The 14,935-nt window shown below is 74.6% G+C and carries 13 protein-coding genes; 3 read left to right on the top strand and 10 right to left on the bottom strand.

Annotated features, from left to right (window positions below; all coding sequences use genetic code 11):
* Positions 1 to 229: 229 nt before the first annotated feature.
* The 3 genes from C892_RS0114995 to C892_RS0114985 form a co-directional block, all read right to left on the bottom strand.
* Positions 230 to 2,065: an ABC transporter ATP-binding protein gene (locus tag C892_RS0114995; protein ID WP_017557883.1), complete on the bottom strand. Its 1,836-nt coding sequence runs from the start codon at positions 2,063 to 2,065 to the stop codon at positions 230 to 232.
* Complete coding sequence (locus C892_RS0114990) at positions 2,062 to 4,011, bottom strand: ABC transporter ATP-binding protein (protein ID WP_017557882.1); 1,950 nt, start codon at positions 4,009 to 4,011, stop codon at positions 2,062 to 2,064. Before C892_RS0114990 ends, C892_RS0114995 begins: the two co-directional genes overlap by 4 nt.
* A 635-nt stretch (positions 4,012 to 4,646) precedes the next feature.
* Entirely contained in the window at positions 4,647 to 5,246 is a 600-nt protein-coding gene (locus C892_RS0114985) for a peptidoglycan-binding domain-containing protein (RefSeq protein ID WP_017557881.1), read from the bottom strand.
* Between the two features lie 272 nt (positions 5,247 to 5,518).
* On the opposite strand from C892_RS0114985, the gene C892_RS0114980 reads away from it, so the two are divergent.
* Positions 5,519 to 7,342, top strand: a complete 1,824-nt coding sequence (locus C892_RS0114980; RefSeq protein ID WP_017557880.1) for a glycosyltransferase — start codon at positions 5,519 to 5,521, stop codon at positions 7,340 to 7,342.
* Positions 7,343 to 7,766: 424 nt separating this feature from the next.
* Here the strand turns inward: C892_RS0114980 and hisF are convergent, their stop codons facing one another.
* The 7 genes from hisF to hisD all read right to left on the bottom strand — a co-directional run bounded on the left by hisF (position 7,767) and on the right by hisD (position 13,309).
* The gene (hisF, locus tag C892_RS0114975; RefSeq protein ID WP_017557879.1) at positions 7,767 to 8,552 is read right to left on the bottom strand and encodes an imidazole glycerol phosphate synthase subunit HisF; all 786 of its coding nucleotides are present in this window, start codon (positions 8,550 to 8,552) and stop codon (positions 7,767 to 7,769) included.
* Positions 8,549 to 9,280, bottom strand: coding sequence for a bifunctional 1-(5-phosphoribosyl)-5-((5-phosphoribosylamino)methylideneamino)imidazole-4-carboxamide isomerase/phosphoribosylanthranilate isomerase PriA (priA, locus tag C892_RS0114970; protein ID WP_017557878.1), 732 nt, complete (start codon positions 9,278 to 9,280; stop codon positions 8,549 to 8,551). Before priA ends, hisF begins: the two co-directional genes overlap by 4 nt.
* 62 nt (positions 9,281 to 9,342) lie before the next feature.
* Positions 9,343 to 9,978 (bottom strand): imidazole glycerol phosphate synthase subunit HisH, encoded by a 636-nt coding sequence (gene hisH / locus C892_RS0114965; protein WP_017557877.1) that lies wholly within the window; start codon positions 9,976 to 9,978, stop codon positions 9,343 to 9,345.
* 86 nt (positions 9,979 to 10,064) lie between these two features.
* A complete protein-coding gene (locus tag C892_RS31830) occupies positions 10,065 to 10,229 on the bottom strand; it encodes a CG2302 family histidine operon protein (protein WP_017557876.1) in 165 nt (54 codons plus the stop codon).
* Positions 10,229 to 10,822, bottom strand: a complete 594-nt coding sequence (gene hisB, locus C892_RS0114955) for an imidazoleglycerol-phosphate dehydratase HisB (protein ID WP_017557875.1) — start codon at positions 10,820 to 10,822, stop codon at positions 10,229 to 10,231. The genes C892_RS31830 and hisB overlap by 1 nt, the downstream gene beginning before the upstream one ends.
* Before the next feature lie 44 nt (positions 10,823 to 10,866).
* The gene (locus C892_RS0114950) at positions 10,867 to 11,949 is read right to left on the bottom strand and encodes a histidinol-phosphate transaminase (RefSeq protein WP_017557874.1); all 1,083 of its coding nucleotides are present in this window, start codon (positions 11,947 to 11,949) and stop codon (positions 10,867 to 10,869) included.
* 58 nt (positions 11,950 to 12,007) lie between these two features.
* Complete coding sequence (gene hisD / locus C892_RS0114945; protein WP_017557873.1) at positions 12,008 to 13,309, bottom strand: histidinol dehydrogenase; 1,302 nt, start codon at positions 13,307 to 13,309, stop codon at positions 12,008 to 12,010.
* 286 nt (positions 13,310 to 13,595) lie between these two features.
* Between hisD and C892_RS0114940 the strand changes: the two genes are divergently transcribed.
* Together C892_RS0114940 and ybaK are read left to right on the top strand one after the other, a co-directional pair.
* Positions 13,596 to 14,162, top strand: a complete 567-nt coding sequence (locus C892_RS0114940) for a ferritin (protein WP_017540475.1) — start codon at positions 13,596 to 13,598, stop codon at positions 14,160 to 14,162.
* 85 nt (positions 14,163 to 14,247) lie between these two features.
* Positions 14,248 to 14,730, top strand: coding sequence for a Cys-tRNA(Pro) deacylase (ybaK, locus tag C892_RS0114935; RefSeq protein WP_017557872.1), 483 nt, complete (start codon positions 14,248 to 14,250; stop codon positions 14,728 to 14,730).
* Positions 14,731 to 14,935 lie beyond the last annotated feature (205 nt).

Raw genomic sequence — 14,935 nt, 5'->3', positions numbered from 1 at the left:
AGGCCGCCGTCGGTTCCGTGAGGCGGCCGCCGTCCTGCGATCGGTCCCTCACGGCTTGCGAAGACCCCGGTAGGTGAAGGCCACCGGGCGCCGGGCCTCCGGCCGCGTCGGCCCGCCCGCCTTTCGTCCCGATGCCGGGCCCCTGGAGCGTCCCGCCGCCCCTCAGAGTGCGGGCACGGGCGGGCGCGGGGAGCGGTGCTCACCGCTCCCCGCGCCCGAGGCCCCGTGCTCAGGCCGAGCTGCGCACCCAGGAGGCGTACAGGTCGGCGTAGACGCCCTCGCGGGCCGCGAGCTCGGCATGCGGGCCGCGCTGGACGACCTTCCCCGCGTCGAAGACCAGCACCTCGTCGGCGGCCTCGGCGGTCGACATCCGGTGCGCGATCGCCACCGACGTGCGCCCGTCGGTGATGCGGTCCAGCGCCCGCTGGATGCGGGTCTCGGTGTGCGGGTCGACCGCCGAGGTGGCCTCGTCCAGCACCAGCAGGTCCGGGTCGGCGATGAACGCCCGCACCAGCGCCACCAGCTGCCGCTCCCCCGCCGACAGGGACTCGCCGCGCTGGCCGACCGGGGTGTGCAGGCCGTGCGGCAGCCCCGACAGCCAGTCGCCCAGGCCCAGGTCGGCCACGGCCCCCTCCAGCTCCGCGTCGGTCGCCTCGGGCCGCGCGAAGCGGATGTTCTCGGCCAGCGTGCCGTCGAAGAGGAACCCCTCCTGGGGCACCATCACCACCCGGCGGCGCAGCGACGAGAAGGCGACCTCGCGCAGGTCGGCGCCGTCCAGCAGCACCCGCCCCTGCCCCGGGTCCATCAACCGGGTCAGGAGTTTGACGAAGGTGGTCTTGCCCGACCCCGTCTCCCCCACCACGGCCACCCGGGTGCCGGGGGCGATCTCCAGGTCCGCCCCGTCGAGCACGGTCGGCCCGCCCGGGTAGGCGTAGGAGACCCCCTCGAAGCCCACCCGCACCGGGCCGCGGGGCAGCTCGCGCCCGTCCCGGCCCGGGTCGGCCACGTCCGGCTCGGTGTCGAGCACGCCCAGCACCCGGCGCCAGCCGGCGATGGCGTTCTGCGCCTCGTTGAAGATCTCGGTGGCCATCATCATCGGCTGCACGAACAGGGTGACCAGGAACAGGAAGGCCACCAGCTGGCCGGGGGTGAGGTGGCCGCCCACGCCCAGCAGCACGCCGGTGACCACGACCGCGGCGTTGCCCACCGCAGCCACCAGCTCGGCGAAGGGCGAGACCGACATCGACAGCCGCTGCGCCCGGACCTGCGCCTTGCGGGTGGCCAGCACGGAGTCGTCGATCCGCCGGGCGGTGCGCTCCTCGGTGCCGTGGGCGCGGATGACGGCGGCGCCGACCACCGTCTCGCCGATGACGCCGAGCATGTCGCCGGTGCGCTCGCGCACCGACAGGTAGGCCCTGGACAGCAGCTTCTGCAGCCACCGGGCGCCGAAGAGCAGCGGCAGGAAGCACACCCAGACCACGAGGGTCAGCTGCCAGGAGTAGACCGCCATCAGCACGGTGGCCACCAGCAGCTGGCCGGAGCTGACGATGAGCAGGATGCCGCCCCACTGCATGAAGGTGCTGATCTGGTCGACGTCGGAGGTGACGCGGGAGACCAGGGCGCCCTTGCGCTCGCTGTTCTGGGTGAGCACCGACAGGTCGTGCACGTGCCGGAAGGCCTTGCGGCGCAGCGTGGCCAGGCCGGACTCGGTGGCCCGGTACAGGCGCACGTTCATCACATAGGAGCTGAGCGTGGCCACGGCCAGCACGGCCGCGCAGATCGCCACGGCCCCGGCGGTGAAGTCCAGGTCGGGGCCGCCCTCGACGGTGATGCCGTTGTCGATGATCTGCTGGACGGCCAGCGGGACCACGATCTTGCCGGCGGTGGCGACGACGGCCACCAGCACGGTCCAGCCCAGGCCGCGGGTGAACTCCGGGGACAGGGCCAGGCCCCGGCGGATGGTGGCCACGGCGCCGTCGGAGGAGCGGCTGAGCCCGGGGGCGGCGCCGGGGCGGTCCGGGTCCCGCTCGTCGGCGCGGTCGGGGGCGGCTGCGGGTGCGCTCATCGGAGGGCCTCCTCTGCGGCGGCGGAGCCGCCCTCGGCTGCGGGCTCGGTGGGGGCGCCGCCGGCCGCGGCGCGCCCGGCGGCGGCGCGCTCCTCGGCCGCCCGCTCATAAGCGGTGACCAGCCGCTCGTAGCCGGGGGAACGGCGCAGCAGGTCGGCGTGGGCGCCCCGGTCGACGACGGTGCCGCCCTCCATGTAGACGACCTCGTCGGCCAGTTCGATGGTGGCCCTGCGGTAGGCGACGACCACCACGGTCGCGTCCAGGTCGCGCTCGCGCAGTCCGGCCAGGATCTGCGCCTCGACCTGCGGGTCGACCGCCGAGGTGGCGTCGTCCATCACGAGCAGCCGGGGGCGGCGCACCACGGCGCGGGCCAGGGCCAGGCGCTGGCGCTGGCCGCCGGAGAGGCTGGCGCCGCGCTCGCCCAGGCGGGTGTCCAGCCCCTCGGGCAGGGCGGCGACGAAGGAATCGGCGCGGGCCAGGCGCAGCGCGGCCCACACCTGCTCGTCGGTGGCGCCGGTGTCCAGGGCGACGTTGTCGCGGACGGTGTCCTCGAAGACGAAGGTGGACTGGGGCACCAGCGCGGCCGCGGCGGGGATCTGCCCGGCGGCCAGCTCGCGCACGTCGGTGCCGTCGTAGGCGACGGTGCCGGCGTCGGGGTCGACCAGCCGCAGCAGCAGCGTGGTCAGGGTGGACTTGCCGGAGCCGGTGGGCCCGACCAGGGCGACGGTGCGCCCGGGCGCCAGGTCCAGGTCGACGCCGTTCAGCACCGTGGTGCGGTCGCCGCCGGCCCCGCTGTCGGCGATGTCGCGGTCGGCGCCGCCGTCCTCGTAGGAGAAGTCCAGGCCGCGGACGGCGACCCCGATGCCGCCGCGGCCCTCCAGGCGGGCCTCGCCGTGCTCCATGGCGCCGTCGGCGGCCAGGACGGCGGTGACGCGGTCCCAGCCCACGACGCTGCGGGGCATGTCGCCCAGCAGCCAGCCGAAGGAGCGGATCGGCAGCGCCAGCAGGGTGAACAGGTAGGACATCTGCACCAGGTCGCCCACGGCGATGGCGTCGGCCGACAGCCGCCAGGCGCCCACCAGCAGCACCCCGAGCACGCCGAGGTTGGGCAGGGCCTCCATGACGGGGTCGAACAGCCCGCGCATGCGGCCCAGGCGGATCTGGGCGTCGCGCAGCCGGTGGGCGGCGGCGGTGAAGCGCTCGGTCTCGGTGTCCTCCCGGCCCAGGGTCTTGACCACCAGGGCGCCGTCGAAGGACTCGTGGGCGACCTCGCTGACCTCGGCCCGCAGCGCCTGGGCGCGGGTGGCCACCGGGGCGGCGCGGCGCTGGAAGACGACGTTGACGGCGAAGAGCAGGGGGAAGACGACGAACCCGACCAGGGCCAGGACGGGGTCGGTGAGCACCATCGCTCCGGCGGCGATGACGAGCATGAACAGGCTGCCCACGACCATGGGCAGCGGCGCCAGGGGCATCCAGGCGGCCTCGACGTCGGCGTTGGCGTTGGACAGCAGCTGTCCGGCGGGGTGGCGGTGGTGCCAGGCCAGCGGCAGCCGCAGGTACGTGCGGGCGACCTTGCGGCGGTAGCGGGCCTGCATGCGGAACTGCATGAGCCCGGCGTAGAGGCGGCGCAGGCCCAGGCCGAGGGCCTTGAGCACGCCGACGGCCAGCAGGGCGGCCGCGGCGGCGGTCAGGGCGCCGGCGGTGGTGCGGCCCTGCTCGAATGCGGGGAGGATGACCTGGTCGGTGATGCGGCCGAGCACCTCGGCCGAGGCGACGGTGACGGCGGCGTGCAGCGAGGCGCCGAAGACCGCGACGAGGAACACGGCGGGTTCGGTGCGCATGGCGACCCACAGCACCCGCAGTCCGCGGGCGAAGATCCGCTCCCCGGGCCCGGGGGCGCCGCGGGTCCCGTCCGCCCCGTCGCCGTTCGCGTTCGACTGCGCCATGCGGCCCCCTGTTCGTCCACGGTGTTCGGTGGCTCTCGGTCGCGTTCGCGCCGGTGGGCGCCCGCAAAAAGCACATGCCATCCGATCAGGGGACGGCATGTGCCGGACCAACCTACTGTGCCGCGAGGCGTCGAGAGTATCGATTCTGTTCAGCACGGCCCGGGTGCGGGCTATTCCACGCGGGGGGCGGCGCTGGTCACATCCGGGAGGCCGCCGCCTCCGCGCGCAGCGGTCCGGTGCAGGCGCCCCGAGGCGTCGCGCGCTCGGGCGCCCCGAGGCCGGTGGCCGGTTCCGGGCAGGGCCGTCCAGGACACGGGGAGAGCATCGCCCCCTGGGTCCTCACGTCATGGCGTCCACGCGAGTGGTGCCGTTTCCGTCCGACCGCTTCAACGCCTCCGTCACGGTTCCGGGCCGGGCCCCGGCCGCCCAGCGACGGCGGCCAGGTCCGCCGAAAGTTCCACCACTCCAGCGGACGCCATCACAGGCGCCCGGGGGCCAGGGGGCGCGCCTGCGGCAGGGCACGAGGGCCTCCTGAGCGTCGGTGCAGACGTCACGTCCACACCGGGCTCCGAAGGCCCTCCCCAGTGTTCAACCGCCGTTCCAGGCGCGTCGGGTGGCGCCGGCGTCCCGGCGCATCACCTCTCGCCGGTCAGGCCGAGCTCCTGGCAGGCTCCGCCGGTGACGAGGACGCGGAAGGTGATCGGCCCGACGATGCCGTCGGCGTCGACCCCCACGACCCCCTGCAGCTCGCGCACGGCCCCCTCGGTGACCGGGCCGTAGTAGCCGTCGACGGACAGGGCGTAGCCGTACCCCACGGCCAAGGCGTACTGCACCGCCCGCACCCGGTCGCTGGGCTCGGCCTGCAGGCCGGGCCCGACCTGGCCGAAGTCGCTGCGCGCGTGCTCCCAGGTGGCGATGTCGAACTCCCCGCTCTGCGGGACGTCCACCGCGTCCTGGTACGCCTCGACCGCCGCGGTGAAGTCCTCGCCGTAGTGGTCGTCGACCTGGCCGGCCTCGTAGTACCCGAGGCTCTGGAGCACGTGCTTGGCCATTCCGACCTCCCAGCGCTCGTCGCCGGGGGCCAGCACGGTCCACTCGCAGGCCTCGATCTTCGCCTCGACCTCGGGCGGGGTCCCGGCCCCGTCTGCGGACGCGGCCGGCGCGACGGCCAGGCCCCCGGTGAGCGCCAGCGCCCCCGAGGCGAGCAGGGCGGCGATCCTGTTACCAATGGACATGAGAGTGTCTCCCTTTTCTCTCAGGGTCCCGTCCGTTCTCTTCAGGGAGACCCGCGGCGGCCGTCCGGGGTTCGCGTGCAGCGGGTAAATACCTCTCGACGGCCAGTGTTCACTCCCTTTGTCCGTCGCAGGTCAACCGGGGCACGGGGCTGCGCGTCGCCGGACCGGCACCGCGAATGCGCGGTGAACGGCGCCGTTCATGTCAGGGAATTCCTCGTACGGAGCCCGGTGACCGGTGCACCGCGCGGGCGATCGGCGCCAGACTGGTCAAGGTGTCCGATACCCCTTCCCCCACGTCCAGTCCTCCGGAGCGGGCGCCCGCTCCCCTCCGGGCGGCGCCCTGGGACGGCCTGCGCGACGCCGCCGCCCGGGCCGGCCTGCGCCTGGCCAAGGCCTTGCCGGAGAGGGCGCGCGCCTCGGCGCTCGCCGCGGCCACGGCCCGCAGGAGCAGCGGCCCGCCGCCCCGGTTCCCCGCCGCCTACCTCCTGCTGCTCGCGGCCGGCGAGCAGGTCGACGAGGCGCGCGACGACATGGCGCGCATCGCCCGGCGGGCCTCGGCCGCCACGCCGCGCGGCCGCAGGCGCGCCCTGCGGACGGCCTCGGTGCTCGCCGCGGCAGAGCGGCCCCGGCTGACCGAGGTCGCGCTGCGCCACCTGCCCGAGCTGCCGGAGCGCTACGCCGTCCCCCTGGCCGGGGCTGTGGCGGCGCGCAACGCGCGCCTGCTGTTCGACAGGGGGCGGATCAGCGAGGCCGTCTCCGCGGTGGAGCCCTTCACCGGGGGGCACGAGGTGTGCGCACGGCTGCACGAGCGGCTGGTCGGCGAACACCGTGCCCTGGGACCGCTGCCCGAGCCGCCCCCGCGGGACGGGGAGGGGTACGAGCCGGTGCCGGGGCGGGTGCTGCACCTGGTCTCCAACGCGCTCCCCCGCACCAGTGCCGGGTACACGGTCCGCACGCACAGGATCGTCACCGCGCAGCGGGACGCGGGGCTGGTGCCGGCCGTGGTCACCTTCCCGGGATGGCCGCTGGACGACCGGGGCGGACCGGAGTCCTGCGAGCTGGACGGCGTGGGATACCACCGGCTGCACCCGGGCAGGGAGCTTCCGGGCGGGCTCGGCGGCCAGGTCGATGCGGGGGTGGAGGGGGTGACGGCGCTGGCCCGGCGGCTGCGCCCGGCCGTGCTGCACGCCGCCACCGACCACCGGAACGGGTCGATCGCCGCGGGGGCGGCCGCGCGGCTGGGGCTGCCGTTCGTGTACGAGGTGCGGGGGTTCCTGGAGGAGACCTGGCTGTCGGCGGCCGGCGCGCAGGCGCACGGGAGCGAGCGGCACCGGGCGATCGTCGAGCGCGAATCGGCGCTGATGTGTTCGGCCGACGCGGTGGTGACGCTGTCGCGGACGATGCGCGGTGAGATCGTGGCGCGGGGGGCCGACCCCGACCGGATCGTGCTGGCGCCCAACGCGGTGGAGCCGGCCCTGCTGGACACCCGGCCCGACGGTGCGGGGTTCCGGCGGGAGCACGGGCTGGGGCCGGAGGACTTCGTGGTGGGGTCCGTCTCCAGCGTGGTGGGCTATGAGGGGTTCACCGTGCTGGCCGAGGCGGTGGCGCTGCTGCGCGAGCGCGGCGTGCCCGCCCGGATGCTGCTGGTGGGGGACGGCAAGGCCATGGGCGATGTGCGTGCGGCGGTGCGGCGCCTGGGCATCGAGGGGGCGTGCGTGCTGCCCGGCCGGGTGGGCCGGGACGATGCGCTGCGGGCGCACGCGGCGCTGGACGCCTTCGCGGCGCCGCGCGCGGACGAGCGGGTGTGCCGGCTGGTGACACCGCTCAAGCCGGTGGAGGCGATGGCTCTGGGCACCCCGGTGGTGGCCAGCGACCTGCCGGCGCTGCGCGAGCTGCTGGCCGGGGGCGAGGCGGGGCTGATGGTGGCGCCGGGGGACGCGGTGGGGCTGTCGGAGGCGCTGGAGCGGCTGTACGGCGACCCGGATCTGCGGTCGGAACTGGGCGATGCGGGCCGCGCCGAGGTGTCGGCCCACCGCACCTGGCCCCGCATCGCCGAGGTGTACCGGGACCTGTACGCACGCCTGGGCGCGGCCTGACCGGACGCGCCGGGCGCCTGGCCGGGCCTGGTCGGGCCTGGTCGGGGCCCGTCCCCGCCGGAGGTCCGTCTCCGGCGGGGACCTGCACAGGGACGGCCTGCTACTCGGAGAGCCCCACCGCCCGGACGTGCCCCGGCGTATGAGGACACACGAATCCGCGCCGGACACGGTCCCGCGCGGAGGCCCGCCACCTGGGCCGGACCGAGGCGAGGTTTCCGGGCCGGCTCCACTCGCGAGAACGACCGCCCCCGCTACGCCCTGAGGAACTCGCCCCAGGGCCCAGGGCCAGGACGGCCGCCGCCGTACCACCGGCGGTTTCGATGCGCGGCGAGGCAGCGGTGGAAAGACGGACGGCCGCTCGGGAACCTTCAGAGGGGAGGGAGCCGTCCTCTCCTCAGGGAACGGATCCCCCTCCCCCGTGGCCTCAGGGCACGGGGCGGATCGGGTGGCCCTGTTCGCGGAGCTCGTCCTTCACGTCGCCGATGGTGAAGTCCCCGAAGTGGAACACCGACGCCGCCAGCACCGCGTCGGCGCCCGCGTCGATCGCCGGCGGGAAGTGGGACACCTCGCCCGCGCCGCCGCTGGCGATGACCGGCACGTCCACCCGGGCCCGGACCGCGCGGATCAGGTCCAGGTCGAACCCGGCCTTGGTGCCGTCGGCGTCCATCGAGTTCAGCAGGATCTCCCCGGCGCCCAGCGCGGCCGCGCGCTCGGTCCACTCCACGGCGTCGATGCCGGTCCCCCGGCGCCCCCCGTGGGTGGTCACCTCGAACCCGCTGGGCAGCGGCGCCTGCGGGGTCCCTTCGGCGCGGCGCACGTCCGCCGAGAGCACCAGGACCTGGTTGCCGAACCGCTCGGCGATCTCCCGGACCAGCTCGGGGCGGGCGATGGCCGCGGTGTTCACGCCCACCTTGTCGGCGCCCGCGCGCAGCAGGCGGTCGACGTCGTCCGGGGTGCGCACGCCGCCGCCCACGGTCAGCGGGATGAACACCTGCTCGGCGGTGCGCCGCACCACGTCGTAGGTGGTCTCCCGGTCGCCGCTGGAGGCGGTGACGTCGAGGAAGGTGAGCTCGTCGGCGCCGGCCGCGTCATAGCGGGCCGCCAGCTCCACCGGGTCCCCGGCGTCGCGCAGGTTCTGGAAGTTGACGCCCTTGACCACGCGCCCGGCGTCCACGTCCAGGCACGGGATGACGCGCACGGCCAGGCTCACGCCGACTTCACCGCCTCAAGGGCCTCCGGGAGGGTGAACGCGCCCTCGTACAGGGCGGTGCCCATGATCGCGCCCTCGACGCCCTCGGGCACCAGGGTCGCGATCGCCTTGAGGTCCTCCAGGGCGGACACCCCGCCGCTGGCCACGACCGGCTTGTCGGTGCGCGAGCACACCGCCTTCAGCAGCTCCAGGTTCGGGCCCTTGAGGGTGCCGTCCTTGTTGACGTCGGTGACGACGTAGCGGGCGCACCCCTCGGCCTCCAGGCGGTCGAGGGTGGCGTACAGGTCGCCGCCGTCCCGTGTCCAGCCGCGGGCGGCCAGGGTGGTGCCGCGCACGTCCAGGCCGATGGCGATGCGGTCGCCGTGCTCGGCGATGATGCGCGCGCACCAGTCGGGGTCCTCCAGGGCGGCGGTGCCGATGTTGACCCGCGTGCACCCGGTGGCCAGGGCCGCCGCCAGCGAGTCGTCGTCGCGGATGCCCCCGGACAGCTCGACCTTGACGTCCAGCCGCCCCACGATCGAGGACAGCAGCTCGCGGTTGTGGCCGCGGCCGAAGGCGGCGTCCAGGTCGACCAGGTGGATCCACTCGGCGCCGGCCTCCTGCCAGGCGCGGGCGGCCTCCAGCGGGTCGCCGTACCGCCCGCCGGATCCGGCCTTGCCCTGGACCAGCTGGACCGCGGTCCCGTCGGCCACGTCCACGGCCGGGAGGAGTTCGAGGGTGGAGGACATCGGTTCGCAGACCCTGCTTTCCGGGATGGGTTCGCTTCGCGGAATCGGTTCGGCGGCGCCGCTCACAGCGACGCCACCCAGTTGGCCAGCACCTTGGCGCCGGCGTCGCCGGACTTCTCGGGGTGGAACTGGGTGGCCCACAGGGGCCCGTTCTCCACGGCCGCCACGAACGGGGCGCCGTGCGTGGACCAGGTGACCCGCGGCGCCGCGATGTGCGGGGAGTCCGCCTCCAGCTCCCAGCGCAGCACCCCGTAGGAGTGCACGAAGTAGAAGCGCTCCTCGGGGCCGATCCCGGCGAACAGGCGGCTGCCCTCGGGGACGTCGAGGGTGTTCCACCCCATGTGCGGGACGACGGGCGCCTGCAGGCGCTCGACGGTGCCGGGCCACTCCCCGCACCCGTCGGCGGCCACGCCGTGTTCGACGCCGCGGTCGAAGAGCACCTGCATGCCCACGCAGATGCCCAGCACCGGGCGGCCCCCGGCCAGGCGCTTGCCGATGACGCGGTCGCCGTGCACCGAGCGCAGCCCCTCCATGCAGGAGGCGAACGCCCCCACGCCGGGGACGAGCAGGCCGTCGGCCTCCATGGCGGCATGGGGGTCGGCGGTGACCTCCACGCCGGCGCCGGCGCGCTCCACGGCGCGCTGGGCGGACCGGAGGTTGCCGGATCCGTAGTCGAGGATGGCGACGCGAGGCTGCACGGTCGACCGCGCCTTTCTTGGTTCGGCGGTGGTGGGTCGTCGGTGGGGCGGGCGGAGGGGCGGTCCGCTGCGGGGCGGGCGGCGGCTCAGCCGCCGAAGTAGCCCAGGCGGAGCACCCCCGAGGCCACGGCGAGCAGGGCGCAGGCGCCCAGGGCCACCGCGAGCACGCGCTGGTTCTTCCAGGTGGAGATCGCGCCCCCGGCCAGGACACCGCCCAGGCCGATGAGCAGCACGCCCCACAGGTCCTGCATCAGAGCACGCCCTTGGTGGAGGGGACGCCGCTGACGCGCGGGTCCTTCTCGCAGGCGAAGCGCAGCGCCCGCGCCAGGGCCTTGAACTGGCACTCGACGATGTGGTGGGCGTTGCGGCCGTAGGGCACGCGGACGTGCATGGCCACGCGCGCCTGGGCGACGAACGACTCGAAGATGTGCCGGGTCATGGTGGTGTCGTAGTCGCGGCCGATGACGGGCGCCATGCCCTCGGGCTCGCTGTGCACCAGGTAGGGCCGGCCGGACACGTCGACGGTGGCCTCGGCGAGGGCCTCGTCGAGCGGCACCTTGGCGTCGGCGAAGCGGCGGATCCCCGCCCGGTCGCCCAGGGCCTCCCGGAAGGCGGCGCCCAGGGCCAGGGCGGTGTCCTCCATGGTGTGGTGGGAGTCGATGTGCAGGTCGCCCTCGGTGCGCACGGTCAGGTCGAACAGGCCGTGCTTGGCGAGCTGGTCGAGCATGTGGTCGTAGAACCCGACGCCGGTCGAGACGTCGGACACGCCGGTCCCGTCGAGGTCGATCTCGACGCTGACCTTGGTCTCCTTGGTGGCGCGTTCGATGCGGCCGATACGGCTCATGGTGGTGGGACTCTCCTGGGTCTCGGGGCGGCCGGCGTCGGCGTTCAGGCCGTCACCTGCAGCAACGCCTCCCGGAAGGCGGACATTTCCTCGGGGGTGCCGATGGTGGCGCGCAGCCAGCGCGGCGGGCCGACCTCGCGGATGAGCACGCCGCGCTCCAGCATGCCGCGGAACACCGCGCTCCGGTCCTCGAACTCCCCGAAGAGCACGAAGTTGGCGTCGGAGTCGGCGACGGTGAAGCCCTGCCCGCGCAGCCACCCCACCAGGGCGTCGCGCTCCTCGCGCAGCTGTTTGACCCCGGCCAGGAGCTCGTCGGAGAACTCCAGCGCGGTCAGGGCCACGGCCTGGGTGACGGCGGACAGGTGGTAGGGCAGCCGCACCAGCTGCAGGGCCCGGACCACCGCCGGGTGTGCGGCCAGGTAGCCCAGGCGGGCCCCGGCCAGGGCGAAGGCCTTGGACATGGTGCGCGAGACGATGAGCCGCGGGTGGCGCTCCAGCAGGGACAGCGCGCTGGGGGTGCCCTCGCGGCGGAACTCGGCGTAGGCCTCGTCGACGACGACCATGCCGGGTGCGGCGGCGGCCAGCCGCTCGACGGTCTCCAGCGGCAGGGCGGTGCCGGTGGGGTTGTTGGGCGAGGTCAGGAAGAGCACGTCGGGGCGGTGCTCGGCGATCTGCTCCTCGGCCCGGTCGGGGTCGACGGCGAAGTCGGGCCCGCGCTCGGCGGTGATCCAGCGGGTGCCGGTGACCTCGGTGATGACCGGGTGCATGGAGTAGGACGGCTCGAAGCCCATGGCGCTGCGCCCGGGGCCGCCGAAGACCTGCAGGATCTGCTGCAGGACCTCGTTGGAGCCGTTGGCCGCCCATACCCGGGAGGCGTCCAGGCCGTGGCCGAGGTAGCCCGCCAGCGCCTCGCGCAGCCGGACCGCGTCGCGGTCGGGGTAGCGGTTGAGGCCGCGGGCGGCGTCGGCGACGGCGCGCCCGAGGGCCTCGACCAGGCGCTCGGAGGGCGGGAAGGGGTTCTCGTTGGTGTTCAGGGCGACCGGCACGTCCAGCTGGGGGGCGCCGTAGGGGGCGCGCCCGCGCAGGTCGTCGCGGATCGGCAGGTCGTCGAGGCCGAAGTCGCTCACGGTGTCAGGTGTCCGTCCGGAAGGTCGGTGCGGTGGTGCGGTGGTGGTCCGGGGCGCCTCAGGCGCCGGTGCGGCCGACGCGCGCGGTCACGGCCTCGCCGTGCGCGGGCAGGTCCTCGGCCTCGGAGAGGGCGACGACGTGCCCGGCGACCTCGGCCAGGGCGTCGCGGTCGTAGTCGACCACGTGGATGCCGCGCAGGAAGGTCTGCACGCTCAGGCCCGAGGAGTGGCAGGCGCACCCGCCGGTGGGCAGCACGTGGTTGGACCCGGCGAGGTAGTCGCCCAGGGACACCGGTGCGTGGGGGCCGACGAAGACGGCGCCGGCGTTGCGGACCCGCTCGGCGGTGGCGCGCGGGTCGCGGACCATGATCTCCAGGTGCTCGGCGGCGTAGGCGTCGACCACGCGCAGGCCGTGCTCGACGTCGTCGACCAGGACGATGCCGGACTGGGGACCGCCGAGCGCCTCGCGGATGCGCTCGGAGTGCTTGGTGGCGGCCACCCGGTGCTCCAGCTCGGCCTCGACCCGGTCGGCGAGCGCGGTGGAGGGGGTGACCAGGACCGAGGCGGCGACGGTGTCGTGCTCGGCCTGGCTGATCAGGTCGGCGGCGACGTAGCCGGGGTCGGCGGTGTCGTCGGCCAGGACGGCGATCTCGGTGGGCCCGGCCTCGGCGTCGATGCCGATGGTGCCCTTGAGCATGCGCTTGGCGGCGGCCACCCAGATGTTGCCGGGGCCGGTGACCATGTCGGCACGGGCGCACTCGCCGGCGCCGTAGGCGAACATGGCCACGGCCTGGGCTCCGCCCGCCGCGTAGACCTCGTCCACGCCGAGCAGGGCGCAGGCGGCAAGCACGGTCGGGTGCGGCAGGCCGCCGAACTCGGCCTGCGGCGGGGAGGCCACGGCCAGCGAGGCGACGCCCGCCTCCTGGGCGGGCACGACGTTCATCACGACGCTGGAGGGGTAGACCGCGCGGCCGCCCGGCGCGTAGAGCCCGACCCGGCCGACCGGGACCCAGCGCTCGGTGACGGTGCCGCCGGGGGCCACGCGGGTGGTGGTGTCGGTGCGCCGCTGGTCGCGGTGGACCAGGCGGGCGCGCCGGATGGACTCCTCCAGGGCGGCGCGGACCGCGGGGTCGAGGGTGTCCAGCGCCGCGGTGATCTCCTCTTCGGGGACCTTGATCCCGGTGAGGCGGACCCCGTCGAAGCGCTCGGCGAGCTCGATCAGCGCCTCGGTGCCGCGATGCCGCACGTCCTCGACGATGGGGCGGACCTTGTCCACCGCCGCCTCGACGTCGGTCTCGGCGCGCGGCAGCAGGTCGCGCGGGTCACCGGTGGTGCCTCGAAGGTCGATTCGGGAGATCACGGCCCCATTCTAGGGGGCGGGGGCCCCGCACGCCCCAGGAGATCCCTGGCCGCACGGGGTGACCGCGGTCACCCGGGGATGCGCCCCGGGCGGCGCCCGCGTCCCCTTTTCGTCCGCCCCACCCGCTTCGCCACCGTTCAGGCAAGCCTCACCATAAAAGGGATCAATGAGCCTGGCCTAACTTTGGGAGGGCTAACCTAATTGATTGCAAGAAAGGCTTGCCTACGTGACACAAATTGCCGCGCTATTAATCGACTCAGGTTTTCGGAGGCGCTATTGTGAAGGCATGGCTTCGACACCTCATACCACCGAGCACGGCCTTTCCAAGTTCCACCGCCTCCTGCTGGACCAGGTGCGGCACGAGTTCACGGCCTCGCACCAGTACGTGGCGCTGGCCGCCTGGTTCGACGACCGCCACCTGCCCCAGCTGGCGCGGATCTTCTACCGCCAGTCGCTGGAGGAGCGCGACCACGCGATGATGATCGTGCGCTACCTGCTCGACCGGGACGTTCCCACCTCCATCCCGCGTGTCGACGAAATCCAGAACGATTTCGACGCGCCGCGGGACCTGGTGGCCCTGGCCCTGGCCCAGGAGCAGCGCGTGACCGAGCAGTTCCACGTCCTGCAGCGGGTGGCCCGCGAGGAGAACGACTACACCGGCGAGCAGTTCCTCCAGTGGTTCCTCAAGGAGCAGGTCGAGGAGGAGCACAAGATGTCGACCATCCTGGCGGTGCTGGACCGCGCCGCGGGCGGGTCGATGTTCGAGGTGGAGACCTGGCTGGCGCGCGAGATGCCCGACGAGGCGGGCGACGGCGACGCCCCGGAGACCGCGGGGCCGGCGCTGACGGTATGAGGGGGGGCACGCCCCCTTCCCGCCGCCCCGTGCCCGCCGCCCCGTGCCCGCCGCCGCCCGCAGGCGGCGGCACTAGGCTGTCCGGGTGAGCGGAAAGGGGACCCCGGCCACGGTCGCGGCGGGCCGGGCGAAGATCCAGAGCGTCCTGCACACGTATGAGGCGTCGGGCGACGGCGCCTCCTCCTACGGCGAGGAGGCCTCCGACGCCCTCGGCGTCCCGCGCGAGCGCGTGTTCAAGACGCTGGTGGCGGAGGTCGACGGGGCATTGACGGTGGGCGTGGTCCCGGTCGCGGCGACGCTGGACCTCAAGGCGCTGGCCGCGGCGGTCGGCGGAAAGAAGGCCGTGATGGCCGACCCGAAGGCCGCCGAGCGGGCCACGGGCTACGTGCGCGGGGGCATCAGCCCGCTGGGCCAGCGCAAGAGGCTGCCCACGGTGGTGGACTCCTCGGCGGGCGACCACGCGACGGTGTACGTCTCGGCGGGCCGGCGCGGCCTGCAGATGGAGCTCTCTCCTGAGGACCTGGTGAGCCTCACCCAGGCGAAGACGGGTCCCATCGCCGCCTATTAGGGCGGTAAGGGCCTCAGGCTCAAGGCGGCGGCCGGCGACGGTCGCCGCCTTCGGCATGCACGACATGCGGGGACGCGAACCTCGGAGGCCCCGGGCGCCCGCGCCATCACGCCCCAGGCACCCCGGCGCCCCTTCGGGACGACTGCCGTGCGCGGTGCACGGCGTCCTCACCGCCGCGTGCCGCCCTGCCCTGTTCGTCGCCCGA

Source organism: Nocardiopsis baichengensis YIM 90130, assembly GCF_000341205.1.
Lineage (GTDB): Bacteria > Actinomycetota > Actinomycetes > Streptosporangiales > Streptosporangiaceae > Nocardiopsis_A > Nocardiopsis_A halophila.
The sequence above is the reverse complement of the archived record's forward strand: the minus strand, read 5'-3'. Positions and strand labels throughout refer to the sequence as shown.